Origin of the sequence: Tenggerimyces flavus (assembly GCF_016907715.1) — a bacterium.
Classification (GTDB): domain Bacteria; phylum Actinomycetota; class Actinomycetes; order Propionibacteriales; family Actinopolymorphaceae; genus Tenggerimyces; species Tenggerimyces flavus.
Map to the genome: position 1 here is coordinate 8353802 of NZ_JAFBCM010000001.1, position 24946 is coordinate 8378747.

27 protein-coding genes are annotated in these 24946 nt (G+C 70.2%); 8 read left to right on the forward strand and 19 right to left on the reverse strand.

What is annotated here, in order from left to right; translation table 11 throughout:
- Positions 1 to 2: 2 nt before the first annotated feature.
- From JOD67_RS38910 to hemL, 4 genes are read right to left on the reverse strand one after another with little or no spacing between them, the layout of a single operon-like run.
- A complete protein-coding gene (locus tag JOD67_RS38910) occupies positions 3 to 767 on the reverse strand; it encodes a cytochrome c biogenesis CcdA family protein (RefSeq protein WP_205122660.1) in 765 nt (254 codons plus the stop codon).
- On the reverse strand, positions 768 to 1340 hold the full coding sequence (locus JOD67_RS38915) for a TlpA family protein disulfide reductase (protein ID WP_205122661.1): 573 nt from the start codon (positions 1338 to 1340) through the stop codon (positions 768 to 770).
- On the reverse strand, positions 1340 to 1987 hold the full coding sequence (locus JOD67_RS38920; RefSeq protein ID WP_205122662.1) for a histidine phosphatase family protein: 648 nt from the start codon (positions 1985 to 1987) through the stop codon (positions 1340 to 1342). The genes JOD67_RS38915 and JOD67_RS38920 overlap by 1 nt, the downstream gene beginning before the upstream one ends.
- Positions 1984 to 3336: a glutamate-1-semialdehyde 2,1-aminomutase gene (hemL, locus tag JOD67_RS38925; RefSeq protein WP_205123354.1), complete on the reverse strand. Its 1353-nt coding sequence runs from the start codon at positions 3334 to 3336 to the stop codon at positions 1984 to 1986. The genes JOD67_RS38920 and hemL overlap by 4 nt, the downstream gene beginning before the upstream one ends.
- A 262-nt stretch (positions 3337 to 3598) precedes the next feature.
- On the opposite strand from hemL, the gene JOD67_RS38930 reads away from it, so the two are divergent.
- Entirely contained in the window at positions 3599 to 4738 is a 1140-nt protein-coding gene (locus JOD67_RS38930) for a lytic transglycosylase domain-containing protein (protein ID WP_205122663.1), read from the forward strand.
- Positions 4739 to 4913: 175 nt separating this feature from the next.
- On the opposite strand, the gene JOD67_RS38935 is transcribed toward JOD67_RS38930, so the two are convergent.
- From JOD67_RS38935 to JOD67_RS38965, 7 genes are all read right to left on the reverse strand, one after another.
- Positions 4914 to 6074: an MFS transporter gene (locus JOD67_RS38935; RefSeq protein WP_307782768.1), complete on the reverse strand. Its 1161-nt coding sequence runs from the start codon at positions 6072 to 6074 to the stop codon at positions 4914 to 4916.
- A 96-nt stretch (positions 6075 to 6170) separates the two neighbouring features.
- Positions 6171 to 6596 carry a VOC family protein gene (locus JOD67_RS38940; RefSeq protein ID WP_205122665.1) on the reverse strand — a complete coding sequence of 142 codons (426 nt, stop codon included), beginning with the start codon at positions 6594 to 6596 and terminating at the stop codon, positions 6171 to 6173.
- A gap of 44 nt (positions 6597 to 6640) precedes the next feature.
- A complete protein-coding gene (locus JOD67_RS38945; protein ID WP_205122666.1) occupies positions 6641 to 7414 on the reverse strand; it encodes an alpha/beta fold hydrolase in 774 nt (257 codons plus the stop codon).
- Between the two features lie 75 nt (positions 7415 to 7489).
- Positions 7490 to 7888, reverse strand: coding sequence for a helix-turn-helix transcriptional regulator (locus tag JOD67_RS38950; protein WP_205122667.1), 399 nt, complete (start codon positions 7886 to 7888; stop codon positions 7490 to 7492).
- Between the two features lie 2 nt (positions 7889 to 7890).
- Positions 7891 to 8454, reverse strand: coding sequence for a Uma2 family endonuclease (locus JOD67_RS38955; RefSeq protein ID WP_205122668.1), 564 nt, complete (start codon positions 8452 to 8454; stop codon positions 7891 to 7893).
- 105 nt (positions 8455 to 8559) lie between these two features.
- Positions 8560 to 9159, reverse strand: coding sequence for a DUF6058 family natural product biosynthesis protein (locus JOD67_RS38960; RefSeq protein WP_205122669.1), 600 nt, complete (start codon positions 9157 to 9159; stop codon positions 8560 to 8562).
- A 10-nt stretch (positions 9160 to 9169) separates the two neighbouring features.
- Entirely contained in the window at positions 9170 to 10141 is a 972-nt protein-coding gene (locus tag JOD67_RS38965) for an endonuclease/exonuclease/phosphatase family protein (protein ID WP_205122670.1), read from the reverse strand.
- A 113-nt stretch (positions 10142 to 10254) separates the two neighbouring features.
- Between JOD67_RS38965 and JOD67_RS38970 the strand changes: the two genes are divergently transcribed.
- Positions 10255 to 11643, forward strand: a complete 1389-nt coding sequence (locus tag JOD67_RS38970) for a M28 family peptidase (protein WP_205122671.1) — start codon at positions 10255 to 10257, stop codon at positions 11641 to 11643.
- 10 nt (positions 11644 to 11653) lie between these two features.
- Here the strand turns inward: JOD67_RS38970 and JOD67_RS38975 are convergent, their stop codons facing one another.
- Positions 11654 to 11878, reverse strand: coding sequence for a hypothetical protein (locus tag JOD67_RS38975; RefSeq protein ID WP_205122672.1), 225 nt, complete (start codon positions 11876 to 11878; stop codon positions 11654 to 11656).
- A 15-nt stretch (positions 11879 to 11893) separates the two neighbouring features.
- Here JOD67_RS38975 and JOD67_RS38980 point away from each other — a divergent pair, with 15 nt between their 5' ends.
- Positions 11894 to 13414, forward strand: coding sequence for a hypothetical protein (locus JOD67_RS38980; RefSeq protein ID WP_205122673.1), 1521 nt, complete (start codon positions 11894 to 11896; stop codon positions 13412 to 13414).
- Positions 13415 to 13554: 140 nt separating this feature from the next.
- Here the strand turns inward: JOD67_RS38980 and hemB are convergent, their stop codons facing one another.
- The 7 genes from hemB to JOD67_RS39015 form a co-directional block, all read right to left on the reverse strand.
- The gene (gene hemB / locus JOD67_RS38985; RefSeq protein WP_205122674.1) at positions 13555 to 14529 is read right to left on the reverse strand and encodes a porphobilinogen synthase; all 975 of its coding nucleotides are present in this window, start codon (positions 14527 to 14529) and stop codon (positions 13555 to 13557) included.
- An 11-nt stretch (positions 14530 to 14540) separates the two neighbouring features.
- Positions 14541 to 16139, reverse strand: coding sequence for a bifunctional uroporphyrinogen-III C-methyltransferase/uroporphyrinogen-III synthase (locus JOD67_RS38990; RefSeq protein ID WP_205122675.1), 1599 nt, complete (start codon positions 16137 to 16139; stop codon positions 14541 to 14543).
- Positions 16136 to 17071 (reverse strand): hydroxymethylbilane synthase, encoded by a 936-nt coding sequence (gene hemC / locus JOD67_RS38995; protein ID WP_205122676.1) that lies wholly within the window; start codon positions 17069 to 17071, stop codon positions 16136 to 16138. Before hemC ends, JOD67_RS38990 begins: the two co-directional genes overlap by 4 nt.
- Complete coding sequence (locus JOD67_RS39000) at positions 17068 to 18405, reverse strand: glutamyl-tRNA reductase (protein WP_205122677.1); 1338 nt, start codon at positions 18403 to 18405, stop codon at positions 17068 to 17070. Before JOD67_RS39000 ends, hemC begins: the two co-directional genes overlap by 4 nt.
- Positions 18406 to 18410: 5 nt before the next feature.
- Complete coding sequence (locus JOD67_RS39005; protein WP_205122678.1) at positions 18411 to 19139, reverse strand: redox-sensing transcriptional repressor Rex; 729 nt, start codon at positions 19137 to 19139, stop codon at positions 18411 to 18413.
- A 137-nt stretch (positions 19140 to 19276) separates the two neighbouring features.
- Positions 19277 to 19510, reverse strand: a complete 234-nt coding sequence (locus tag JOD67_RS39010; RefSeq protein WP_205122679.1) for a glutaredoxin family protein — start codon at positions 19508 to 19510, stop codon at positions 19277 to 19279.
- 10 nt (positions 19511 to 19520) lie between these two features.
- Positions 19521 to 19985: a hypothetical protein gene (locus JOD67_RS39015; protein ID WP_205122680.1), complete on the reverse strand. Its 465-nt coding sequence runs from the start codon at positions 19983 to 19985 to the stop codon at positions 19521 to 19523.
- Between the two features lie 932 nt (positions 19986 to 20917).
- Between JOD67_RS39015 and JOD67_RS39020 the strand changes: the two genes are divergently transcribed.
- From JOD67_RS39020 to JOD67_RS39040, 5 genes are all read left to right on the forward strand, one after another.
- A complete protein-coding gene (locus JOD67_RS39020) occupies positions 20918 to 21331 on the forward strand; it encodes a MarR family winged helix-turn-helix transcriptional regulator (protein WP_205122681.1) in 414 nt (137 codons plus the stop codon).
- Positions 21328 to 22116, forward strand: a complete 789-nt coding sequence (locus tag JOD67_RS39025) for an alpha/beta fold hydrolase (protein WP_205122682.1) — start codon at positions 21328 to 21330, stop codon at positions 22114 to 22116. The genes JOD67_RS39020 and JOD67_RS39025 overlap by 4 nt, the downstream gene beginning before the upstream one ends.
- Before the next feature lie 87 nt (positions 22117 to 22203).
- Positions 22204 to 22827, forward strand: coding sequence for a M15 family metallopeptidase (locus tag JOD67_RS39030; protein WP_205122683.1), 624 nt, complete (start codon positions 22204 to 22206; stop codon positions 22825 to 22827).
- Positions 22824 to 23996, forward strand: coding sequence for an alanine racemase (gene alr, locus JOD67_RS39035; protein WP_205122684.1), 1173 nt, complete (start codon positions 22824 to 22826; stop codon positions 23994 to 23996). Before JOD67_RS39030 ends, alr begins: the two co-directional genes overlap by 4 nt.
- Positions 23993 to 24925 carry a D-alanine--D-alanine ligase family protein gene (locus tag JOD67_RS39040; protein ID WP_205122685.1) on the forward strand — a complete coding sequence of 311 codons (933 nt, stop codon included), beginning with the start codon at positions 23993 to 23995 and terminating at the stop codon, positions 24923 to 24925. Before alr ends, JOD67_RS39040 begins: the two co-directional genes overlap by 4 nt.
- Positions 24926 to 24946: the final 21 nt, after the last annotated feature.

Here is a 24946-nt window from a genome sequence, read left to right on the forward strand (position 1 = left end):
GGTCACACCACTGTCTCGAAGCCGCTCACGAGCTGCCGCAGCGGCCCCACGACGTCGTCCCACGCGCCGGTGACGAGCAGCACGCCGACCGCGATCAGCAGCACACCACCGGCGCGCGTCACCCACTGCTGGTGCCGGCGCACCCACTTCAGCGTGCCGACCAGCTTGCGGAATCCGATCGCCACCAGGATGAACGGGATGCCGAGCCCGAACGCGTACGCCACCATCAGCAGCGCGCCGCGGCCAGCCGTCCCCTCGTTCGCCGCGAGCGTCGCCACGACGCCGAGCGTCGGCCCGATGCACGGCGTCCAACCGAGGCCGAACAGCACGCCCAGCAGGGGCGCGGCGCCGAGACCGACGGCGGGCACGTTGTGGATGCGGAAGTCGCGTTGCAGGAACGGGACGAGCCCGACGAACGCGAGCCCGAGCACGATCGTGACGACGCCGAGCACGCGGATGATCACGTCGTCGTACTCGCCGAGGAACGCGCCGAGCGCGCCGAACAGAGCGCCTGCCGACACGAAGACCAGCGCGAAGCCGGCGACGAACAGCAGGGCGCCGGTGACCATGCGGCCCTTCTTCGCCGACTCCAGATCGGCGCCGGAAAGCCCTGTGACGTAGGACAAGTAGCCTGGCACGAGCGGGAGCACGCACGGCGAGAGGAACGACACCAGGCCCGCCGCGAGCGCGACCGGGATCGCCAACGCGAGCGAGCCCGACAAGGCCAGCTCGGCGAAGCTGTCACCGATCGACGCGAGGTTGTTCATTTACTTCGCCACGACGTCCAGCACGATCTGTTCCAGCGTCGTCTTCGTCACTGGTCCGAGCACACGGGCCGCCGCCCTGCCCTCGGCGTCGATCACGAGCGTGGAAGGGATCCTGCTCGGCGGCAGCGTGTCGCGGAACGCGAGCAGCTGGTCGCCGTCGGGGTCGTACACGCTCGGGTAGGGGACCTTGAACGTGCGGACGAACGCGTTCGCCGGGCCCTTGTCGTTGTCGCGGGTGTTGATACCGATGAACTGAACACCCTTGCTGGCAAGGGCTTTCGACGCCTCAGTGAGGTCGGGCGCCTCCTTGCGGCAGGGCGGACACCACGAGCCCCACACGTTCAGCACGACGACCTTGCCCTTGTAGTCGGCGAGCGAGACCTGCTTGCCGTCGAGGTCTTCGCCCTGCAGGTTGGCGACCGCCTTGCGTTCGGCCGGCTTCATCGTGGTCACGGTGCCGTTGCCCGAGACGTAGCGGACGTCGGAGTCGGCACCGGTTCCCGCTCCTGGGGTGCTGCAGCCGACCAGCGCCGCGGCGAGCGCGGCGGCGACGATCAGCTTGCGGACGGACATCACGCCCCCGCGACGAACTTCTTCGTGACGCGGACGGGCAGCAGGTCGGCCGCCGGCTCGGAGTACGTCACCGAGGCGATCCGCTCGTCCTCGTAGGTGAAACTGGTCAGGCTCGCGAGCGAGCACTGGCGCTTGCGCGGGTCGTGCCAGAGGTGCCTGCCCTCGACGTACGACCGCACGGTCCAGATCGGCAGCTGGTGGGAGACGAGCAGTGCCTCGTGGCCTTCGGCGTCGCGGCGCGCGTCGGCCATCGCCGCGAGCATGCGGACGACGATCTCGCGGTACGCCTCGCCCCAGGACGGGCGGAACGGGTTGCGCAGGTGCCACCACGACTGCGGCTTCTTCAGCGAGCCGTCGCCGACACCGAACGTCTGGCCCTCGAAGACGTTCGCCGCCTCGATCACCCGCGGGTCGGTGCCGATGTCCTTGCCCAGCGCGGTGGCGATCGGCTCGGCCGTCTCCTGCGCGCGCTCGAGCGGCGAGGCGACGACGCGCACGATGTCGCGGTGGGCGACGGTCTCGGCGACGCGTTCGGCCATCTTCAGTCCGAGCTCGGACAGGTGGTAGTTCGGCAGCCGGCCGTAGAGGACCTTCGTCGGGTTGTGCACCTCGCCGTGCCGGAGCAGGTGGACGATGGTCGTGGTCACGAGGTGGCCTCCGGTTGCGCGGCCGCGGCCGCTCGGGCCGCGTCGGGGACCGCGGCGGCGATCCGTTCCAACGCGGCGTCGTCATGGGCGGTGCTGACGAACCAGGCTTCGTACGCGCTGGGCGGCAGGTGGACCCCACCGTCGAGCATCGCGTGGAAGAACGCCTTGAAGCGATGCAGCTCCTGCGACCGGGCGTCTTCGAAGTTCCGTACGACGGGCACCACGGTCGGGTCTACGAAGAAGACGCTGAACAGGTTCCCCGCGAACTGTGCGAGATGCGGCACACCCTCCTTCGTCAGCGCCTCGCCGACGATGCGGGCGACCTCGTGCGCGGTCTGGTCGAGCACGGGGTAGACGTCCTCGGTGGCGAGCCGCAGCGTGGTGAGGCCCGCGGTGGTCGCGATCGGGTTGCCCGACAACGTCCCGGCTTGGTAGACGGGGCCGGCCGGCGCGAGCTGCGCCATGTACTCGGCCTTGCCGCCGAACGCCGCCGCGGGGAAGCCGCCGCCCATCACCTTGCCGTAGGTGAACAGGTCGGCCTCGACGCCGTCGATGCCGTACCAACCCCGCCGGCTGACGCGGAAGCCGGTCATCACCTCGTCGGAGACGAACAGCGCGCCGGCGGCGTGGCAGGTGTCGCGGAGGAACGCGTTGAAGCCGGCCTCGGGTGGGACCGCTCCCATGTTGCCCGGCGCCGCTTCGGTGATGAGGCAGGCGATCTCCGCGCCGTACTGCTCGAACGCCGCGGTCACGGCCGCCCGGTCGTTGTACGGCACGACGATCGTGTCCTGGGCCTGCGCGCCGGTGACGCCCGGGGAGTCGGGCAGGCCGAACGTCGCGACGCCCGATCCCGCCTGGGCGAGGAGCGCGTCGACGTGGCCGTGGTAGCAGCCGGCGAACTTCACCACCTTGCCGCGGCCGGTGACGCCGCGGGCGAGGCGGATCGCGGACATCGTGGCCTCGGTTCCGGACGAGACGAAGCGCACCTGGTCGATCGGGGTCCGCGCGACGATCTCCTCGGCGAGCTCGACCTCGGGCACGGTCGGGGTGCCGTACGACGTCCCGTTCGCGACCGCTTGGGTCACGGCCGCGATGACCTCGGGGTGCGCGTGTCCGAGAATGGCCGGGCCCCAGGAGCCGATCAGGTCGACGTACTCGGTGCCGTCGGCGTCCACGAGGTACGGACCGTACGCTTTCGTCACGAACCGTGGCGTTCCGCCTACCGCGCGAAATGCCCGCACAGGTGAATTAACCCCTCCTGGCGTGACAAGCCGGGCGCGATCGAACAAAGAGGCCGAAGCGGGTGTCCTGGAAGGCGACTCTGGAGTAACGTTCGTCGCCGCAGGGATGGAAGACGCAGGGTGGGGCTTGGTCACCGGGCCATTGTCACCGAGCCCCCTGAAACAGGAGTTGCCCGGGTTGCGTGTGATGCGTAACCCACGTGTAGCCGGGTCGTTGTATGCCGGGATCTACTGAGGGCAGCTCCTGGGTGCGTTTTTGGACCGGGACTTTGGGGAGGACCGCCGCATGCCACGGGGCCGTGGCCGTCACAAGCAGCTGCGGGCGCGCGCATTCTTGCCGTCGCTCGTTGCCCTTCCGTTGACTCTTCTCGTGGGCGCGTGGGCGATCAACGCCATGCAGGGCCCAACGTCGCCTACGGACACGGGTGCCGACCGCAAGCCGGTCGCGAAGACCCAGCCGCCGGTCGTTCCGCCGGTTCCGGACAACCCGTACATCGACCCGGCGCACGCGCCCGGTCGGTCCGGTGAGCTCGGGCTCGGCGTCGGAACGGCGACCGCCGCGGACGTCGTCGGCACGCTCAAATCGACGGGGATTCCCGCGTCGGCGTTGCGGGCGTACGCGCTCGCCCAGGCCGCGATGGTCGAGGGCGACGAGCCCTGCCATCTGCCCTGGACGTTGATGGCCGCGATCGGCCGGGTCGAGTCGAACCACGGGCGCGTGGACGAGTCCACCTTGACCCGCCAGGGCAAGGCCGTACCCGCGATCGTCGGGCCGTCGCTCGACGGCGGGCCGGGGCTGCCGCACGTGGCCGACACCGACGAGGGCGCTTTCGACCAGGACGGCTCGTTCGACCGCGGCGTGGGACCGATGCAGTTCCTGCCGGAGACGTGGCGGTCGATCGGGATCGACGCCGACCGCGACAGCAAGCTCGATCCGCAGGATGTGGACGACGCGACGCTCGCCGGGGCCGTGTATCTGTGCTCGGGCTCTGACGATCTGGCGACCTCGTCTGGATTGAAGACGGCGCTGGGCCGGTACAACTCCTCGCCCGAGTACGCGGACCTGGTGGTCGCGGTGAAGACGGCGTACGAGGCGGGCGAGTGGCAGCAGGTCGCCGACGGGCGGCAGTTACCTCCGCCGCCGAAGACGCCGGGATCGCCGGATCCGGGTGCGCCGGACCCCGCGCCTTCGGGTGACTCGCAGGCGCCTCCCGGACCGGACGCGCCTGGGCCGGACCCCGTTCCGACGGGTGGCCCTGCGCCTGGGCCGGATCCCGCGCCGACGGGCGGGCCGAAGCCTGACCCCTCTTCGCCGGTACCGGGACCCGTTCCCTCGAAGGATCCGAAGCCTTCGCCGAACGATCCCCGCCCGGAGCCGCCGAAGCCGGGTCCGACCAAGCCGGCTCCGTCGCCTTCGCCGACCTCCGATGACGACGACGGTGGGCTCGAACTGCCACTTCCGTTGCCACCATTGCCCATCCCGCTTCCCCTGTTGCTGGCACCCGTGTAGAAAGATCTGTGCCTACACGGCACCCCGAGCTGGCTCGGCGCCCTCACCCCCCCGGGCGCGCCGAGCCGCACCGCCGCCGCAGCGCCTGGTTACCTCCCCCCCGACCCGGCGCTGCGGCGGTGTTAATTTGCCGAACAGAGTTCGGCGGGTCGTGCGCTTTTACGCGCACGACCTCTTAGCCCGACTGTCCGTCGGTTCGCCTCGTTGCTCGCATCACCTTGGTCGCGTAGATGCCCAAGGGCAGGATGGCTACTCCGTTGACGAGGAAGAGGAGGGCTGTGGTGAGCCAGTTGGCTCCTAAGGCGAACCAGGCGAAGACTGCTATGGCGCTGAGCTCGGCCAGCAAACCTACGACGCCGGTTACTGTTGCTCGGGCTCTTCCTTGGATCGCGTGCTGGACTTGGGACTCGAGGACCAGCTGGACCAGGTGGTACGTGCCGATGCCGAGACCTACTGCCACCACTCCCGGGACCGAGCCCCACAATGCTCCGCCGACTATCAGCGCTGTGGTCAGCAGGACGGGGATCAGTACTGGTTGCCAGCGGGCCACGATGAGGGCGGCCGCGATCATGGCGAGGGTCGGTACGAGGTTCAGCCACACGATGTCCGCGGTCGCGATCCCGTACTCGCGCCCCAGCAGCGGGAAGTACTCGTCGAACGCCAGCAGGCCCGGCACCACTCCCGCGATCAGGACGAGCCGGCGCAGCACGGGCGAGTGCACCGCCTCGCCCACGCCCGACCTCAGCGTCGACAGGTAGCCCCGGATCCCGCCCTCCTCGCCGACCTCCTCCACCCGGGGCGTCTCGGGGAAGCTCAGCACCACCGGGATCTGCAGCAGGCAGACCGCCATCGACACAAGGCCGACGAGGAGGTAGCTGCCCGACGCCATCAGCGGGATCGCGGCGGCCGCTGCCACGATGCTGCCGACGTTCTCCGCGGCGGACGAACGGCCGAGCAGCCTTGTGTAGAAGGACGTCTGACCGACAGCGGCCAGCTCGTCGTAGACGAGTGCCTCGAGCGTTCCCGACGTCAACGCGCCCTTGACGGACCACAGGACGAAGCCGAGCGCGAACGCCCAGTACGACGGGAAGAACACCCACAGGCCGAAGCCCACAGCACGGACGACCGCCGCCACCGCGAGCAGCTTGCGACGAGACACCCGGTCGGCCAGCGCGCCCAGCGGCACTTCGAGCAGCAGGGCGCCCGCGGACCAGATCACGAACAGCGACGAGATCTCGCTGGTCGACAGGCCGGTGTCGGCGAACAGCAGCGCGTACACGGGGTACAGCACGATCGCGTCGTCGAGCCCGGAGAACGCGACGAACCGGCGACCGATCCGCCGGACGGGATCAGGGGTGGCTCATAATCGATGGGTCATGCCGGGGAGCGTACCCGCGACCTGATCGAACGGCACGCCGTTTACCGCTCCCCCTCAGCTGGACCTGATCGCGTCGAGGTTCTTCGGCTGGGTGAGTCGCCAGTGGTTGCCGGACGGGTCGCGGAAGGCGGCGTCGATGCCGTAGAAGCGGTCCTCGGGCTCCTCGATGAACTCGACGCCCTTGGCCTTGAGCTCGTGGAACGTCGCCCAGCAGTCGTCGGTCGCCATCGAGCCGAGACCCAGGTAGCCCTTGGCGATCAGGCCGCGCAACTGCTCGGCCGTCTCGCCGTCCACGACCGGTGCGTCGGGGACGACGAGCATCATCGGCAGGTCCTGCTGGGGCGGGTAGACGGTGAGCCAGCGGAAGCCATCGCGCTCCATGTCGATGCCCTCCTTGAAGCCCAGGGTGTCGACGTAGAAGGTCTTCGCCTCGTCGAGGTCGAGAACGTTCAAGCACACCAGGGCGAATCCGGTGATCATCGGCTGTCTCCTCAGGAGCTGGGACGTCGGCAGGCCTTGGCACATCAGCTTGCCAGGAACTCGCTGAGGACTGGGTTCAGCACGGCGGCTTGGACGTCGTGGTCCTGGCCGGCGAGCGTGGCGGCCTTCGCGTTCGGGATCGCGCCGGCGAGGGCCGCGGCGGCCTCGCGCATGAACGCCGGGCTCTGGTCGCCGTCGAGCACGAGCGTCTTCGCGCGGATCTTCGCGAACGTCTCCGCGGGGATCCGGTCGTCCCCGAGGCAGGCGGCGTCGTACGCGAGCGTGAGGGCGAGGCGCCTGCCGATCTCCCAGTACGGCGAGTGCTTCATGCCGGCGATCATCTCGTCGGGGAGGCCGACCTGGCGCATGAACAGCGCGACGGCTCCGTCGCGGTCGTCCTGCGCGAGGGCAGCGGCGAGGTCCGCGCGGTACTTCTTGGCGCGGGCGAGCAGGCCCTCGTCGTTCAGGTAGGGCGCCTCCCAGAGAACGACGTGGCTGAAGTCGAGGCCCGCCGCCGCGGCGTGGGCCGTGAGGGCGGCGCCGGAGGACAGGCCGAGGACGGCAGCCCGGCCGGTGACGTCGAGCAGGGCTTGGAGATCCTCGATCTCCCGTTCGACGGCGTACGGCAGGGTGTCGGTGCTGTCGCCGCGGCCCCTGCGGTCGTAGTTGTAGACGGTCGCGACCTCGGCGAGCCCGTTCGCCAGCCCGGCGTCGACCATGCGGTCGCAGCTGCCGCCGCTGACGAGGATCAGGCTCGGACCGGCGCCGAGCTTGTCGTACGCGATCGTGGTGCCGTCTTTGGAGGTGACGGTTTCCATGGTGGTTTCTCCTTGGCTCGTTGGTGTTTCTCGAGCCTAGGGAGAGGTCGGTCGGGGTGGCTTCTCGAAAAGTGCTCAACCCACCGGGCGGGTGAAGCGCTTGACGAAGCAGCCCGGGAGCCTGGCCAGGTCGTCGTGGCCGTCGCGGTCCCGGTAGGCGGTGGGGCTGTCGCCGACGAACCTTCGGAACTGGGTGCTGAAGGAGCCGAGGCTGGTGAACCCGACGGCCAGGCAGACGTCGGTGACGGTGAGCTCGTTCTTGCGCAGCAGCGCCTTGGCCCGTTCCATCCGGCGGCTCATCAGGTACTGGTGCGGGGTCTCGCCGAACGTGGCCTTGAACGACCTGGCGAAGTACGCGCGGGAGACGTGTGCGGATCTGGCGAGCGCGGGGAGATCCAGCTGCTCCGCGTAGTCCCGGTCGATCAGGTCGCGGACGCGGAGCAGGTGCCGCGCCAACGGGACCGGGCTCGCCATCGCTAGCGCCGAGCTAGCCGGTCGAGGTCGAGGCGGAGTGGGAACGGCTCCCGCGTGAGGAACTCCCCCGTTACCGCGGGCGCCTCCTGGTAGGCCTCGAACGCGGGCGCCAGGTGGTACGCGGCCAGGCTGAGCGGTGGATCGAGGTCGATCACCCAGTAGTGCGGGATCCCCGCCTCGGCGTACTCGACCGGCTTGAGCACCCGGTCGACCCGCTTCGTGCCGGGCGACAGGACTTCCACGGCGAGGCGGACGTGTTGGGCCTCGAGCTTCTTGATCGAATCCACTGTCGCGGTCGTCGTCACGAGGACATCCGGCTGCCGGACTGTGGGCGGGAACTCACGTTCCAGGATGACATCTGATTGGGAGAGCACCTCCCAACCTTCGGGAAGCTGGTCGGCCAACTGGCGCATGAGGCCGAAGATCGCGCGTTGATGAAGAGGGACCGCGGAGTTCAAGATGAGCCGGCCTTCTTGCAGCTCAGCGTTCCGATACGGGAACTCTTCGCCGAGCGCGAAGAACTCCTCGAGGTTCATCAGCTGCCCGCTGAACGGCGCGGTGCTCATCGGATCTCCATGGACCAAGCGTAGACGTTTCCACATTCCCACCCCTAGGTGATCGGACAGTCACGGTGAGCGGGAAACGCTAGCCAGTTCAGCAAAGACGCGGTTTCAGCTGTCCACAGGCCTGGGGTAGTCGCGGCGGACGGCGGTGATCATGGTGTCTCGCGAGACCGGGCCGCCGAAGCGCAGCCTGTCGTACGCGGTGAACGGGGGCTCGAGCTCGTCCAGCTCGTCGACCGCCTCGTGCAGGGACGCCAGCCAAGCGGCCGACTCCGCCTGGGGCGAGGCCAGCAGAGCCGAGATGCGCTCGGTCAGCACGTCCTTGCGCTGGATCGTGCGCGGCGAGACCGTCCACAGGCACACGTACTGGCCGGACAGGTACGACGACCACTCCTCCTTGCCGACCGCCTCGTCGTCGAACTGCGCACGGAACCAGTCCGGCAACAGCGACAACCCGCCCGCGGTGTCGCCCAACGACAGCAGGTCCGCGTGCACCATCTCCGTGCCGTCCGACCGCAGGTAGCTCGGCAGCGGCACCAGACCTGCGAGCATCGACGACCGCACGTCGTCGGCCGTCAGCGACCGACCCGAAACCACCGACTCGACCGTCGAGAAGTACGTCGAGACGTACGCGTCGTCCTCCGGGGTCATCGGGTGCGAACCGTTGACCTCCACGTACCTCGCCAGCACCTGCTCCCGAAGTGTCATGCCCAGCAAGCTACGCCCGACCACCGACAAGCGAGGCCAGCACGCCGCGGTGATCGGTCCCCGGCACCGTGACCAGCGACACCGACGAGACCCCCAGCGACGCGGTCACCAGCACGTGGTCGATCGCGAACAGCGGCGGGTACGAGCGCCCCAACGGCCACGTCGGCTGCACGCCGGCCCCCGCCACATCGGCCGCGTCGAGATAGCCCAGCTCGTCCAGCGCACGCATCGCGGGATGGTCCGGCGTCGCGTTGAAGTCGCCCGCCACGACGACGCGCTTGCGCCGGTCGACCGTCAGCGCCTTCGCCAGCGCCACGTGGTCGGACTGCCAGCGCGAGTTGTCTCCGATCGGGATCGGCGGGAACGGATGCACCGCGTAGAACCGCAACGGCCCGTCCGGCAACGTGATCGTCGTCGAGATGCTCCGGAACGACATCCCCGGCACCTGCACTCCGGGCGACAACGGGAACCGGCTCCAGACGCCTGCCCCGCTCGCGCCGGTCTCCTCGGCCAGCGCCGAGTACTTCAGCACCTTGTGGATCCCCGCCGCCTGCAGAGCCTTCACCGCGTCGGGCGTGAGCTCCTGGATCGCCACCACGTCCACCTTGGCGCGGGTGATCTCCCGCACCAGGGCGGTGGCGTCGGCCCGCCCGTACTCGAGGTTCTGCGTCAGCACCGTCAGCTTGTCGCCGTACCGGGGCGCGTCCTCGACGTAGAACGGCATCAGCCACAGCCCGTGCGCCACCAGGCCGAGGACCGAGACGCCGCCAATCACGAGCGGCCCCGCGCGCCGCGACAGGGCCGCGGCCACGATCGACCACAGCAGCGGGACGCCGTAGAGCAGCGCGGCGAACGGCGCCAGCCCGACCGCGACAGCCGCCGGCCCGTCGCTCACCCCGAAGGCGCGGAGCAGCGACGTACCCAGCGCGACCAGCAAGAACGGCGCCACGACCACGCCCGCGATCTTCAACCCCGTGTGCACGCAGGCCATCCTGGCCGAGCCGCGCGCCAACCGCGACCGCGAGGTGCCCGCCGCGTGCCCTTGCGCGCCTGGCTGGGCGGTGCGACGTTCGACGGATACTCGGAGGAGGCACCATGCCCACCATTCCCCGACGCGACGTGCTCGCCGGCGCCGCCGCGTTCGCAAGTTTCGCCACCGTCGCGTTCCTCCCGGGAACGGCCGCCGCCAGCACGCGGCGCCGCCCGGGCGCGGCCGCCGCACCCAATCTCAGCCTCGGCGACCGCGCGGTCGTCGGGAAGGTCAACGCCAAGCGTGCCCTGCGCGACCTGCACTACCTGTCGAACGTGATCGGCGCGCGGATCAGCGGCACGCCTGCCGAGCACCGCGCCGCCCAGTTCATCGCGCACGAGATGCGCCGCCTGCAGTACGACGTGACGCTGCAGCCGTTCGCCGTCGACGACAAGTTCATGGGCTCGCTGAAGGTCGGGCGCGACGCCTGGCACACCGGCTCGTCGCCGAACGGCGCGCTGAACGTCAGCGTGGCCGGCCCGGTCGTCGAGGGCAAGCAGGGCGGCGCGACCGACTACCCGGAGAACGTCGCCGGCCAGCTCGTGCTGATCGACCGCGGCGTCGCCGGCGGTCCCGACCCGGACAGCTCCCAACGCGTCGCACTCGCGGTGTCCCGCGGTGCCCGGGGCGTGCTGCTGGTCGGCGTGCAGACCGCGCCACCGTTCAAGGCCGGCGCGTTCTCGCCGCGCTTCCCGACGACGTACCCGGTGCCGATCCTCGGCCTCGGCCAGGCGCACGGCGAGTGGCTCCGGGCGCGGCTCGCCCGTGGGGCGGTCGACGTGGTGGCGACCACGGTGCACCACGCGGGGCTCACGTCGTACAACGTGTTCGCCGAACGCCGCCCGACCATCGCGCACCCGGACAAGAAGGTCGTGATGGTGTCCGCGCACTACGACAGCGTGCCGGGGTCGCCGGGCGCGAACGACGACGGCAGCGGGACCGTGCTGACGATGGAGCTGGCGCGCGTGCTGCGGCGGCTGCCCGTGCAGCAGGGGTTGCGGTTCGCCTGGTGGGGGTCGGAGGAGTACGGGCTGATCGGCTCGCGGTTCTACGTGAACGGGCTGACCGACGCCGAGACCGGGCGGATCACGGGCTTGTTCCAGAACGACATGGTCGCGACGAGCCACCCGCCGGCGAACACGTACTGGCTGCTCTCCCTCGACGGCCTGCACAACGCGACCACGAGCGCGGTGGCCGGGGCGGCCGAGCGGCTGGGGTACGTCGACCAGGTGGACGGCCCGGTGGTGCGCGGGTCGAGCGACCACGTCCCGTTCCACGAACGAGGAGTCGCCGCCGCCAACTTCAGCTGGCGCGGCGAGGGCGGGCCGGCCAACCTCGAGCCGGTCTACCACACGCCGGAGGACACGGTCGCCGGCAACGTGAGCAAGGAGCGGCTGCAGGTGTCGCTAGAGCTGATCGGCGCCGCGACGTACGACCTGGCCCGGAGGCGCTAAGGGCGGACGGTCACGCGTTGGTCCGGGCGGCGAACAGCTCGAGGTAGCGCGGGTTGTAGAACAGGCCGAGCACGTTGCCGAACGGGTCGATGACCGACGCGGTGACGAAGCCCGATCCGGGGGCGCCCTGCTCGGCGATCGGCTCGTGCTCGGTGGTTGATAGCGAGGGAGTTTCCGGATTCGCCGGTATGCCCCGAGTTGGGAGGGTCGGGACTGGACTCGTCCGACCATCCACAGGGGGAAGCTCACCATGGGCACATCGCGACTTCGGGTCGTCGCCGCACTCACCACCTGCGCGGCGCTCGTCGTCCTCACCGCGTGCGGCGGTGGGAACCAACCGACGACCACCGACCAGCCGAACCAGCCGAACCAGCCCGGCAATCCGACCACCCAGTCCGAGGCCGTCGCGAGGTACGGCCTGCCGGCGGTCAAGGACCCGAAGACCACGTACCAGCCGGACGTCGTCTTCATCGACAACGGCCCCGAGGCGATCAGGTCGGTCGCGCCCAACGGTCTGGTCTGGACCCTCGACGCCGGCGCCCGGGGAGTCAGCGACCTCGAACCCGGAAAGATCATGTTCGCGAGCCAACGCGCGGTCGGCCGGGTGATGGACGTGCGCAAGAACGGTGGCGACGTCCAGGTCGACCTGGCCCCGGTCCTCGTCAACGAGATCGTCAAGGACGGCGTCATCAAGGTCGACAGCCCGCTCGACCTGAACGCGATGACGTTCGACGCCAGCCCGGAAGCGCCGGGAGCGTTCACCGATCTGAGCAAGAGCGCGACCGCGAGTCCGACGCCCACGTCGCCGCGGAGCCGGCAGCTGCCGGAACGGATCACGCTGCCGGCGCTCCGCCCGGCTGCCATGGTGCAGGGCGGCCTCCCGCTCCGGGCGCCGAACACCTCGAGTGCCAAGGTCACCCTCGGCAACTGGGAAGCCCAGCTCAAGAAGGACAACCCGAACGAGGTGTCCCTTCAGCTCCTGCGGAGCGGCAAGCTGGGCGGCGAGACCGTACGCGGAGGCATCACGGTCAAGCTCAAGTGGAGCAACCCGCACGTCCAGGTCAACATGCCGATCTCGAACGGGCAGGTGTCGAAGTCGTCGTCGTACTCCCTGTCCGGCCTGGAGGCCATCTCCGGCGGCTGGGAGTTCGGCGGCCTGGAACAGAGCAAGGGCCGGCTCGAGATCCCGATCGACGCCCCGTTCGGCCCGGCGTTCGCGGGTGGGGTCCCGGTGTCGGCGGTCATCAAGGCCAAGGCGATCGTCACGTTCGGGATCACGTCGAAGAAGTCGGTGGTGACGGGCCAGATCACGCACCCGATCTCCGGGCCCATCGGCACCGGATCGGCACCGAAGGCCTCGACGCTGGGCAAGCTGCTCGACGAGGTGCACAACGTCGCGGTCGGACCGCTGGGCGTGGTCTTCGCCTTCGAGTTCAAGGTGATCGTCGGCGTCGGGCTGCCGCAGTTCATCAGCGGGATCTACGGGAAGATGGTGGTCTCCTGGGGCATGACGCACAGCGGTGGACTCGGGGTGGCGATGTGCGACTCCGCCGTCGTGAACATCAGCTTCTCGGCCGGCATCGGGGCGAACGTGTCCGCCAACATCCTGAAGGACTTCCCCGGCTCGCTGGACCACGTGCTCACCAAGCGCGCCCGAGAACTCTGGGAGAAGTGGAAGTCGGGCTTCGACGTGGAACAGTCGCTGCTCAACAGCGGCGACCTGCTCGTCGCCGAGGAGTACGAGCCGAAGATCGCCGCCTGCAAGCCCTAGCCTCGGGATTTCAGGGGAGCGTCGTTGGTCGCCTTACCCGGCCAGTGGCCCCTCTACCTGGCGTCCACCCCACGTAAAGTGGCCAATGATCATGTAAAAATGATCATTGGCCCCCGGGCGGGCGGGGGAAGGGACGCGGCCTAGCGGAGCGTCTGGGCCAGTTCGGTGGCCCAGTACGTCAGCACGATGTCGGCGCCGGCGCGCTTGATCGAGGTCAGGGCTTCGTGGATCGCGCGCTCGCGGTCGATCCAGCCGTTCGCGGCCGCGGCCTCGATCATCGCGTGCTCGCCGGAGACGTTGTACGCGGCGACCGGGACGTCGACGACGTCGCTGACGCGGGCGATCACGTCGAGGTAGCCCAGCGCCGGCTTGACCATGACCATGTCGGCGCCCTCTTCGACGTCCAGCAGCACCTCGCGGATCGCCTCACGGCCGTTCGCCGGGTCCTGCTGGTACGCCTTGCGGTCCCCCGTCAGCGACGACTCGACCGCCTCGCGGAACGGGCCGAAGAACGCCGACGCATACTTCGCCGAGTACGCCAGCAGCGAAACGTCCGTACGGCCGGCGGCATCCAGAGCCGACCGGACGAAGCCGACCTGGCCGTCCATCATCCCGCTCGGCGCCACCACGTGCACCCCAGCGGAAGCCTGCGCCAGCGCCATCTCCGCGTACAGAGCGAGCGTCGCGTCGTTGTCGACCGAACCGTCAGCGGCCAGCACCCCGCAGTGCCCGTGCGAGGTGAACTCGTCCAGGCAGAGGTCGGCCATGACGACCGTGTCGTGCCCGACCTCCGACACGACCTCGCGGATCGCGCGGTTGAGGATCCCGTCGGGATCGATGCCCCCGGAGCCGGTGGCGTCCTTCGACGTGGGGATCCCGTAGATCATCAGCCCGCCGACGCCGGCCTCGACAGCCTCGACCGACGCCTTCCGCAACGTCTCCATCGTGTGCTGCACGACGCCCGGCATCGAGGCGATCGGGACTACCTCCGACGCGCCCTCGCGGACGAACATCGGCAGGATCAGGTCCGACGGCGCCAGCCTGGTCTCGGCGACGAGGCGCCGCATCGCGGGTGTCGTACGCAGCCGGCGCGGCCGGATCTCGGGGAACCCCATGTCTTGAGAGCCTACTTCCGCCGCCGAGCGGCCGAACGCCGCTCCGACGGCCGGGTCACCGGCTCGCCCGCCTCGAGCTGCGCCAGCCGTCGCGCCGCGCCGAACTCGGCCAGCGACTCGGCCAGCGTCTCGATCGAGGGCGCAGAAGGCTGGACGTCGACCCGCAGCCCGTGCTCGTCGGCCGTCTTCGCCGTCTGCTCGCCGATCGCCGCGATCACCGTCGTCGTGTGCGGCTTGCCCGCGATCCCGACGAGGTTGCGCACGGTCGAGCTCGAGGTGAACGCCACCGCGTCGAACTTGCCGGTCTTGATCGCCTCCCGCACCGGAGCCGGCGGCGGGGCTGCGCGGACGGTCCGGTACGCGGTCACGTCGTCGACCTCCCAGCCCAGCTCGACCAACCCCGCGACCAGCGTCTCGGTCGCGATGTCGGCGCGCGGCAGGAACACCCGGTTGATCGGGTCGAGGACCCGGTCGTACGGCGGCCACTCGTCGACCAGCCCGCGCGCGGAGTGGTCCTCCGACGGCACCAGGTCGGGCTTGATGCCCCACGCCTGGATCGCCTCGGCGGTCTTGTCACCCACGGCCGCGATCTTCAAGCCGGCGAAGGCGCGCGCGTCGAGCCCGTACTCCTCGAACTTCTCCCGCACCGCGCGCACCGCGTTCACCGACGTGAACGCCACCCACTGGTAGCGGCCGGTCACCAGCCCGGTGATCGCGCGGTCGAGCTGCTGCGGGTTGCGCGGCGGCTCGACGGAGATCGTCGGCACTTCTTCGGGCACCGCGCCGTACTGCCGCAGCAGGTCCGACAGCAGGCCGGCCTGCTCCTTGGTACGGGGCACGAGCACGCGCCAGCCGAACAGCGGCTTGGTCTCGAACCACGACAGCTTGTCGCGCAGAGCCACGTTCGCGCCGACGATGAGCACGTACGGACCCACCAGCCGTGCGGCCTTGAGGTCCGCGGCGATCGTGTCGAGCGTCCCCGCGACGGTCTTCTGCTGTGTCGAGGTGCCCGCGACGGTCGCCGACGCGGGCGTCGAGCCGTCCCGGCCGGCCTTCACCAGCAGGTCGACGACGTCCTTGATCGGGTCGACCACGCCGGTGAGCACGAGCGTCGCGGTCCCCGCGGCGAGCGTGTCCCAGTCGGGGTCGCCGCCGGTCAGGTCGGCGATCCGCACCTCGCGCACCTTCGTCGAGGTGAGCGGCGTACCGGAGTACGACGGCACGGCGGTCGCGGCCGACAGCCCTGGCGCCACCTCGAACGGCACGTGGTGCCGCACGATCGCGGCGACGTGCTCGGCGGCGTGGCCCTCGACGAACGGGTCGCCCGGGTAGAGCCGGACCACGTGGTCGCCGTCCTTGGCGTGCTTGGCGAGCACCCGGACGACCTCGGCCGGCGTCGCCGTCTCCTCGGTCAGCTCCAGGCGCATCGCGTCGGCGCGTACGTACGCATGCAGCACGCCTTCGTGCAGCGCGAGATCACCGGCGACGACGTCGGCGCGGGCGAGCAGCTCCTGGGCGCGGACGGTGACGAGGGCAGGATCGCCCGGGCCGGCGCCCACGAAGGCCACCGAGCCCACGGGCTTCTTGTTGCTCTTGTTCTTGGCGGTCACGTGACGCGTTCCTCGATCAACCGGCCAGCACCGTCGGCGAGCAGCTTGGCCGCGACCTTGCGGCCGAGCTCATGAGCCTCACCGAACGACCCTGACATGGACATACGGACACTTGCGGAGCCGTCTGGTGCGACGGCTATTGCATGCAAGGAGAGCTGTGCATTATCCGGCCCCGGGAGCACTTGCGCGAATGCTCCCACGGGGGCGGCACAACCCGCCTCCAATTCGGCGAGCAGCGCGCGTTCCGCGGTGACCGCGGCGCGCGTCTCCCGATCCTCCAGCGGCGCGACGGCGGCGAGCATGCGCTCGTCCCCCGTGCGGCACTCGATCGCCAGCGCGCCCTGCCCCGGCGCCGGCACGAAGGCCGCCGGGTCGAACGTCTCGGTCACCTCGTCGAGGCGGCCGAGCCGCGCCAAGCCCGCGCGAGCGAGCACGACCGCGTCGTACGCGCCCTCGCGGACCTTCCGGACGCGGGTGTCGACGTTGCCGCGGATGTCGGCGACCTCGAAGTGGGTCGACTCCTTGGCGAGCAGCCGCAGCTGTGCGGCCCGGCGGGGCGAACCCGTACCGATCCGCGCCCCCGCGGGCAGCGACTCCAACGTGAGCCCGTCGCGCGCGACCAACACGTCGCGCGGGTCCTCGCGGCCTGGTACGGCAGCGAGCGCGATGGGCTCGATCCCCTTGCTGGGAAGGTCTTTCAGGGAGTGCACGGCGAGGTCGATCTCCTCGGCGAGCAGCGCGTCGCGCAGCGCGCTCACGAACACTCCCGTGCCACCGATCTGGGTGAGCGGCGAGGTCTGGTTGCGGTCGCCCTCGGTGGTCACCTCGACGAGCTCGGCCTCGATGCCGAGGCGTGCGAGCGCGTCGACGATCAGCTGGCTCTGCGCGAGGGCGAGCGCGCTGCGCCTGGTCCCGATCCGGATCGCGGTCACGAGGTCTCCCCCTCGTTCGGCTGCACCGACTGTGTTTCCGGGATCTGGGGGTCGGTGAGCGCGTCGACCGCGTTCGGGTCGAGCGCGAACAGCTCGCGCAGCGCGTCGGTGTACGACGTGCCGACCGGCTGCTCGGCAAGCTCCTTCACCCTCGTCGTCGGGACGTGCAGGAGCTTGTCGACGACGCGGCGTACGGTCTTCTCCACCTCGGCCCGCTCGCCGGGCGGCAGGTCGGGAACGCGGACGGCGAGGCGCTGCAGCTCGGCCTCGACGACGCTCGCCGCCATCGTGCGCAGCGCGGTGACGGTCGGCGCGGCGGTCGCGGCCCTGCGGGACGCGGCGTACGCTGCCGCCTCTTCGGCGACGATCGCGCGAACGGCCTCGATGTCGTCGGTGCGGCCCTCGTCCGCGAGCGCCTCGGCCAGCCTGGCGAGGTCGAGCAGGGCGACGCCGGGGAGCGTGCCGACGGCCTCGTCGACGTCGCGCGGCATCGCCAGGTCGAGCACGACGAGCGGCTGGTCTGCCGGGCGACCGGTGGCGGCGGCGCGGATCAGGTCGGCCTCGATCACCGTGCCGACGGCACCGGTGCAGGAGACCAGCACGTCGGCGCCGGCCGCGGCGGCCGGGAGGTCGGACATCGGGACCGCACGACCGCCGACGTTGCCAGCGAGGCGTACGGCGTGCTCGGGCGTGCGGTTGGCGACGACCACGTTCGCCTGGTGCGCGCGGAAGGCGGTCGAGGCGGCGAGCGCGGCCATGGAGCCGGCGCCGACGACGAGCACCGTACGTTCGACCAACCCGCCCAGCTGGCGCGAGGCGTAGTCGAGCGCGGCCCCCACGATGGACGCGCCCGCGCGGCCCAGCTCGGTCTCGGTCTGCGCCCGCTTGCCGACGCGCAGGGCGTGCTGGAACAACCCGTTCAGCTCCGGGCCGATCGTCTCGGCGTCCTGGGCCTGGCGCAGCGACTTCTTGACCTGGCCGAGGATCTGGCTCTCGCCGACCACGAGCGAGTCGAGCCCGCAGACGACCGACAGCAGGTGGCTGACCGCGCCGTCCTCGTACCGGACGTACAGGTGCGGGGTGAGCTCGGTCAGCGGCACGCCGGAGTGGCTGGCGAGCAACTCGGAGAGCTCCTCGACACCGCCGTGGAAACGGCTGACCTCGGCGTACACCTCGACCCGGTTGCACGAGGCGAGCAGCGCGGCCTCGCCCACATGGGTCGACGCGGCGGCGTCGGCGAGCAGCTTGTCGAAACCGTCGCGAGGTGCGGCGACCCGTTCCAGCAGCTCGATCGGCGCGCTGCGGTGGGAGACACCGACAACGAGCACACTCATGGTGGCTAGCTCACTCCTTCCACGGGCAGGCCTTCGATCCCCGGAACGTGTCCGTTCTGGGAAAGCGCCTTGCGTTGTTCGTGGTAGGCCAGGATCTGCAGCTCGGTGGACAGGTCGACCTTGCGTACGTCGACGCCCTCCGGGACGGACAGCACGACTGGCGCGAAGTTCAACACGCTGGTGATGCCGGCCTCGACCAGCCGATCGCAGACCTCCTGCGCCGCGGACGCCGGCGTCGAGATCACGCCGATCGCGACGCCGCTCTCGCGGACGACCTGCTCCAGGTCGCTGTACGGGCGGATCGTGTGGTCACCGATCCGCTCGCCGACGCGCTGCGGGTCGGCGTCGAGGAGGGCGACGATGCCGAAGCCCTTGGTCGCGAAGCCGGAGTAGTTGGCGAGCGCGTGGCCCAGGTTTCCGATGCCGACGATGACGACCGGCCAGTCCTGGGTGAGGCCGATCTCTCGCGCGATCTGGTACCGGAGGTACTCGATGTCGTAACCGACACCTCTGGTGCCGTACGAGCCCAGGTAGGAGAGGTCCTTGCGGAGCTTCGCGGAGTTGACGCCGGCGGCCCTCGCCAGCTCCTCGCTGGAGGCGGTGGTCGTGCCTCGTTCGGCCAGCCCGGTGAGCGCGCGCAGGTAGACAGGTAGCCGTGCCACCGTCGCCTCGGGGATCCCTCGGCTGGGGCGCGGGTCGATGTCGGCGGACCTGCGGGGACGCGACGAGCTCACAATTCTCCTGGGGTTTCCAGCCGGAGCGGCTCGGGCTGGTACGCCCAAGACTAGGACTTTGTGAACGTGCGAACAAATTGAAGCGTTTTAGGTCGCCCTGGCCAGCAAGGACACGGTTCCGCGCTGGTCCGGCGCCGTCAGGCGAGGGCGGCGCGGAGGCGTTGCTCGTCGACCCGCCAGAAGTCGTGCTGCTTGTCGTCGACGTACGTGACCGGGATCTGCTCCCAGAACTTGTCGTACAGCGCCTGGTCCTGCTCGATGTCGACCTCGGCCCACTCTTCGCCGAGGTCTCCGCAGACCGTCTCGATCACCGTGCGGGCGTCGTCGCAGAGGTGGCAGCCCGGCTTGGAGTACAACGTCACCCTCGCCATGCTCCGGACCCTACCTTCGGATCTTGTTGGCTCCCGTGGCGACGGCGGCTGCCACGACGCCGACGCCGAGCCCGATCGCCAGCGCGATGCCGGACGTGTAGCCGTGCAGCACCAGCTCGCGCAGCGGCGACTCGAACCGTTCGGCCAGGTCAAGGCCCGCCTGCGGCGGGTGGTGGCCGAGCGAGGAGCCGAACGCCCAGAGCAGCTCGTGCACCGCGATGAGCGAGAGCCCATACAGGCCTCCGGCGACCAGGTGATCCCTGATCGGGGTGGGCGTCCTGCGGAAGATCGCGACCGCGAACCAGAAGGCGAACGGGGCCAGCGCGAGCACGTAGTAGACCAACGAGCCCTCCGGCTCGATCACGCCCAGGTCGGAGAGGACGGTGCGCGGCAGCCCGAGCGCGATCAGGGTCACGAGGAGCCAGGCCGGCCACGAGGTGCCGAGGAAGGTGCGGGAACGAAGCGGCTGATTCATGCCTCGAGCGTCGCGTGAATCTTGGCTCGGGTCGTCCGCTCGGCGGCGTCATCGCGCCTACGCACCTCGACGTAGCGGCCCGCTCGCCTGGCCCGGTTTGGGTCGGGGGCACCCTGGTCCGAACCTATGGGACCGGGGTGCCCCCGACCCAGCCACACCTCGCCACACCAGCCACCTCGACCCAAGCCACCCTGTCGCGTTGGATGAAGGGCACCTTCATCCAATAGGCCGGCCCATCCACCATGTCCCATCAAACTGTGGGGTTCTGGTCGCGACACGCCGGCGTGTCGCGACCAGAACCCCACACTCTCGCGAAGGGCAGAGGGTCCCCTCACTCGAGGAGCTTTGTATGAAGGTGCCCTTCATCCAAGAGGCTGGCCGATCCGCTGGGTGCGCTGCGCCCGTGATCATGTGCGTGATCGTGAAGCTGAACTGGTCGTATACGACGGGTTTGCCTTCATGATCACGCTCATGAGCTTGGCGAAGCCCTTCTGGGTCTGGTGCTGTCTTGGTGCGGTCCTTGATGAGAGCTCTTCTTGAGGTTGGTGCTCTCGGGGTCTGTGGCGGCGGTCGATGGTGGTGGCCGGTCCGGGGCGCGTCAAGGGCGCCGTTTGGACGGGCGCTTCGCGCAGTTTGCAAACGACGTCGCTTCGCGACCGCGGAGCGGCCCTTGACTCGCCCCGGCCCGGCCACCTGTTTTTCACGCGCCGCCCCTGCCCCCCGGAACAGGTGTCCCGGGGGAGGTTTCTTGCTGTTGGGGTTTGCTGCCGTGCTTGCGTCGCTTGTTGGCCCTCGGTCTCTTGTGGCTCAGATGACGCCGGGCCTTCCGTCCCCGCTGTTTTGAATGAAGGGCACCTTCATTCAATAGGTTCGAATGAAGGGTCCCTTCATTCAAACCTTGCCTTGCTAACTAAGCATGCTAAGTTCATCCCATGAACCGTCGCTTGAGCTTTGATCTGCATGTTCTCACCGCGCTGCTCGATCGGGCGGCGGACCGGATTCTGCGTGCCGAGTTGGAGGTCTCGTACCGGAGGTTCCTCGCGCTCACCCACGTCGGCGAGCTCGGGGCCACCACGCAGCGGGCGCTTGCGGACAGTCTCGGGGTCACTGAGCCGTCGGTGTCGCGGATGACGGCCGTGCTCGCGGACGACGGTTGGCTCGACGTACGCCCGGACCCCGGCGGCGGCCACAGACGCCAGCTCGTGTTGACGCCCGAGGGGAAGCGGCTGGTCAGCAAGGCTCAGCAACTGCTCGAGGACAGGTTCGCGAAGCTGGTCGAGGCGAGTGGCGTGAAATACGAGGAGTACGCAATGCAGACTGAGCGGCTGCTCGGAGTGCTGCGATGACCACCACGACCTCCCGCGACGGCACCAAGATCGCCTTCAGCACCACAGGCAACGGACCCGGTCTGATCGTCGTCGGCGGCGCGCTCAAGACAGCCGACGACTACCGAGACCTGGCCAACGCGCTCACCAGCTTCACCGTCCACACGGTCGACCGGCGCGGCCGCGGCGACAGCGGCCCGCAGGGCAAGGACTACGACGTACGCAAGGAGGTCGAGGACCTGCTCGCCGTGCAGAACGCGACCGGCGCGCGGTTCGTGTTCGGCCACAGCTACGGCGGGTTCGTCGCGCTCGAGGCGGCCGACGCGTTCGACAAGGTCGCCACGTATGAGCCCGGGCTGCCGAGCGACCCGTTCCCGACCACCTGGATGAAGCCGTACGAGCAAGCGCTGGATCGGGGCGATCCCCGAGGCGCCCTGGTGCACTTCGTCAAGGGCTCCGGCGGCGCGCCAAGGCTGATCGAACGCATGCCCGACTGGTACCTCCGGCTGATGATGCGCTTCGTCTTCCCCGGCGAGAAATGGCGCCGCACGGTCCCCCTCCTCAGGCCGTGCCTCGCCGAGCACCAGCAGCTCGCGGCCCTCCAGGGCGAGACCGGCAGGTACGCCGACCTCACCACCCCCACCCTGGTCCTCACGGGCACCAAGTCGCGCGGAGACTTCCAACCACTCCAAGATGAGCTGAAGACCGCCACGTTCGAGACCATCGAAGGACTCGACCACTTCGGCCCCGAAGGCAAGACCGCACCTCGAGTCGCCAAGACCGTGTCAGGGTTCCTCCTGCCCTGACGGCCACCAGACCCTGTCCTCCCGGCCAGCGGTCCGGCACCTCAGGTGGAGGCCGGCGGTACCCCTGACTTCCTAGCGTTCCCGTTCGTGATCATCCTGCTGTCCGACCACCGGGTCGCCGCGATCCCCGTCCACGAGAACCACGACCCTCTCGTCCGGCTGGATCCCGACTTCGGCCCTGCCCGCGCCCTCGTCCGCCGGCCGCTGGCCGACAAGCTGGTCGAGGCACGGAAGGATCTGCCACGCGGCGTCCGGATCCGCGTACGCGAGGGCCACCGCTCCCCCGCCGACCAGCTCAGGATCATCGACCAGTACGCACGCAAGCTGCGCGCAGCGCATCCGGGCATCGACGCCGACGAACTGCACCGCCTGACCAGCCGGTGGGTCTCCCCGCTGGAGGTCGCGCCGCACGTCGCCGGCGCGGCGGTCGACCTCACGCTGGTCGACCGGCACGGCCAGAAGCTCGACCTGGGGACACCGATCGACGCGACGCCGGAGGAGAGCGACAAGGCCTGCTACTTCGCGGCCGACAACATCAGCTTCTGGGCTCGCCGCAACCGCGACCTGCTCGCGGCAGCCCTCGGCGGCGTGGGCCTGGTCAACTATCCGACCGAGTGGTGGCACTGGAGCTACGGCGACCGCTACTGGGCGCTGATGACGGACGCACCAGCGGCGCTGTACGGACCCGTCGACCTACCGACCGCGGCGTGAGCGTGCTCCTCGCCCCGCGCGGCACCCAGAGCGCGGAGCTCACCGTCGACCTGGGAGCGATCGCCGAGAACACGAGCACGTTCGCCGCCCGGACCTCGGCCGCGGTCATGGCGGTCGTCAAGGCGGACGGCTTCGGCCACGGCGCCGCCGACGTCGCCCGCACCGCGCTCGCGAACGGCGCGACGAGGCTCGGCGTGACGAACGTCGACGAGGCCCTGGCACTGCGCGACGAAGGGATCGACGCACCCATCCTGAGCTGGCTCAACGCGGTCGACGCCGACTTCGGCGCGGCCGGGCTGGCCGGCGTCGAGCTCGCCGTCCCCAGCCGCGAGCACCTGGACGCGATCGCCGGTGGTTTGGGTCGGGGGCACCCTCGTCCGAACCTATGGGACGAGGGTGCCCCCGACCCAACGAGGAGCCCCGGCGCGTACGTCCACCTGCACCTCGACACCGGCCTCGCCCGCGACGGCGCCGAGCCCGAGGCGTGGTCGGACCTGTGCCGCGCCGCGCGCCGGGCCGAGCTCGACCGCACGCTCCAGGTCGTCGGCGTGATGGGCCACCTCAGCCACGCCGACGTCCCCGGCGACAGCGCCAACTCCACCGCGCGGACGCGGTTCGCCTGGGGACTGCAGACCGCACGGGCGGCGGGACTGCGGCCGCGATGGCGGCATCTCGCCGCGACCGCCGCGACGCTCACCGACCCGCTCGCGCACCACACGCTGTGCCGGATCGGCGCCGGGCTCGTCGGCATCGACCCGTCGCGCACGACGCGGCTCAGGCCCGCGATGACGCTGCAAGCGCCGGTCGTCACCGTGCGAAGGGTCCGCGCCGGCACACCGGTGGGGTACGGCCACACCTGGACCGCGCCCGCCGCGACGTACCTCGGCCTGCTGCCGCTCGGGTACGCCGACGGCCTGCCGCTCAGCGCCAGCGGGACAGCGCACGTGGCGCTCCGCGGCCGGCGCCACCCGGTGGTCGGCCGCATCAGCATGGACCAGCTCGTCGTCGACCTCGGCGACGATCCCGTCCTGCCCGGGGAGGTCGCCACCGTCTTCGGGCCGGGCGACGCGGGCGAGCCGACGGTCGCCGAGTGGGCGACCTGGGCGGGAACCATCGAACACGAGATCGTCACGCGGATCGGCAGCCGCGTACGGCGGAGGGTCGCATGAACGCCAGGATCAGGGTCGCCGTCATCGGCGGCGGCCAGAACTGCGAGCACGAGGTGTCGCTGTCCTCCGCGGCGTCGGTCGCCTCGACGCTGCGGACCGGGCCGTACGAGGTCGTACCGCTCACGATCACCCGCGACGGGTTGTGGCTCGACGAGGGCCGGCCGGTCGGGCTCGCCGCCGCGGTCGCGCGGCTGCAGACCTGCCAGGTCGTGCTGCCGATCGTGCACGGCCCGCGCGGCGAGGACGGCACGCTGGCCGCGCTGTGCGAGCTGGCGGGCGTCAGGTACGTCGGGTCCGGCGTCCGAGCCGGCGCGATCGCGATGGACAAGTGGACGACCAAGCTGATCGCGAACGCCATGGGCATCGCGACCGCGCCAGGCGTCCTGCTGACCCGGTCCTCGGCGGCCGGATACGCGTGGACGCATCCGGTCGTCGTGAAGCCGGTCGCCGCGGGTTCGAGCCGCGGGGTGGCGCTCGTGCGCGAGGCCGGCGAGCTGGCTCGGGCGCTGGAGGAGGCGTTCGCGTACGACGACCGCGTGCTCGTCGAGGACCTGCTGGTCGGTCGCGAGATCGACATCGCCGTGCTCGGCAGCCGCGTCTCGCCGCCGCTGGAGATCGCCAACGGGGGCGTGTTCGACTACGAGACGAAGTACGGCGGCGGCGCGAAGTTCGTCGTCCCCGCACCGCTCGAGGACGGCGACCGGAAGGCGCTGGAGGACGCGGCGCAGACCATGTACACCGCCCTCGACTGTCGCGGCGTCGCGCGGGTCGACTTCTTCCGTACCGACGCGGGCTGGGTGCTGAACGAGGTCAACACGATGCCCGGCTTCACCGAGCACTCGCAGGTGCCGCGGTTGTTCGCCGCCGCGGGCCTGACGTACGCCGAGCTGCTCGACCTGCTCATCGCCGACGCGCTGGCGGTCCCGTGACTAGGCCGTGTCTGTCAAGGA

Bases quoted from the DNA above. Each gene is read 5' to 3' on its own strand.
- JOD67_RS39040 (WP_205122685.1), top strand. From the start codon at position 23,993: ATGAACGCCAGGATCAGGGTCGCCGTCATCGGCGGCGGCCAGAACTGC.
- JOD67_RS38940 (WP_205122665.1), bottom strand. From the start codon at position 6,596: ATGATCACCGGATTCGCCCTGGTGTGCTTGAACGTTCTCGACCTCGAC.
- hemB (WP_205122674.1), bottom strand. From the start codon at position 14,529: ATGGGGTTCCCCGAGATCCGGCCGCGCCGGCTGCGTACGACACCCGCG.
- JOD67_RS38970 (WP_205122671.1), top strand. From the start codon at position 10,255: ATGCCCACCATTCCCCGACGCGACGTGCTCGCCGGCGCCGCCGCGTTC.
- JOD67_RS39015 (WP_205122680.1), bottom strand. From the start codon at position 19,985: ATGAATCAGCCGCTTCGTTCCCGCACCTTCCTCGGCACCTCGTGGCCG.
- JOD67_RS38980 (WP_205122673.1), top strand. From the start codon at position 11,894: ATGGGCACATCGCGACTTCGGGTCGTCGCCGCACTCACCACCTGCGCG.
- JOD67_RS39010 (WP_205122679.1), bottom strand. From the start codon at position 19,510: ATGGCGAGGGTGACGTTGTACTCCAAGCCGGGCTGCCACCTCTGCGAC.
- JOD67_RS39025 (WP_205122682.1), top strand. From the start codon at position 21,328: ATGACCACCACGACCTCCCGCGACGGCACCAAGATCGCCTTCAGCACC.
- JOD67_RS39000 (WP_205122677.1), bottom strand. From the start codon at position 18,405: ATGAGTGTGCTCGTTGTCGGTGTCTCCCACCGCAGCGCGCCGATCGAG.
- JOD67_RS38955 (WP_205122668.1), bottom strand. From the start codon at position 8,454: ATGAGCACCGCGCCGTTCAGCGGGCAGCTGATGAACCTCGAGGAGTTC.
- JOD67_RS38950 (WP_205122667.1), bottom strand. From the start codon at position 7,888: ATGGCGAGCCCGGTCCCGTTGGCGCGGCACCTGCTCCGCGTCCGCGAC.
- JOD67_RS38960 (WP_205122669.1), bottom strand. From the start codon at position 9,159: ATGACACTTCGGGAGCAGGTGCTGGCGAGGTACGTGGAGGTCAACGGT.
- JOD67_RS38910 (WP_205122660.1), bottom strand. From the start codon at position 767: ATGAACAACCTCGCGTCGATCGGTGACAGCTTCGCCGAGCTGGCCTTG.
- JOD67_RS38915 (WP_205122661.1), bottom strand. From the start codon at position 1,340: ATGTCCGTCCGCAAGCTGATCGTCGCCGCCGCGCTCGCCGCGGCGCTG.
- JOD67_RS38945 (WP_205122666.1), bottom strand. From the start codon at position 7,414: ATGGAAACCGTCACCTCCAAAGACGGCACCACGATCGCGTACGACAAG.
- JOD67_RS39020 (WP_205122681.1), top strand. From the start codon at position 20,918: ATGAACCGTCGCTTGAGCTTTGATCTGCATGTTCTCACCGCGCTGCTC.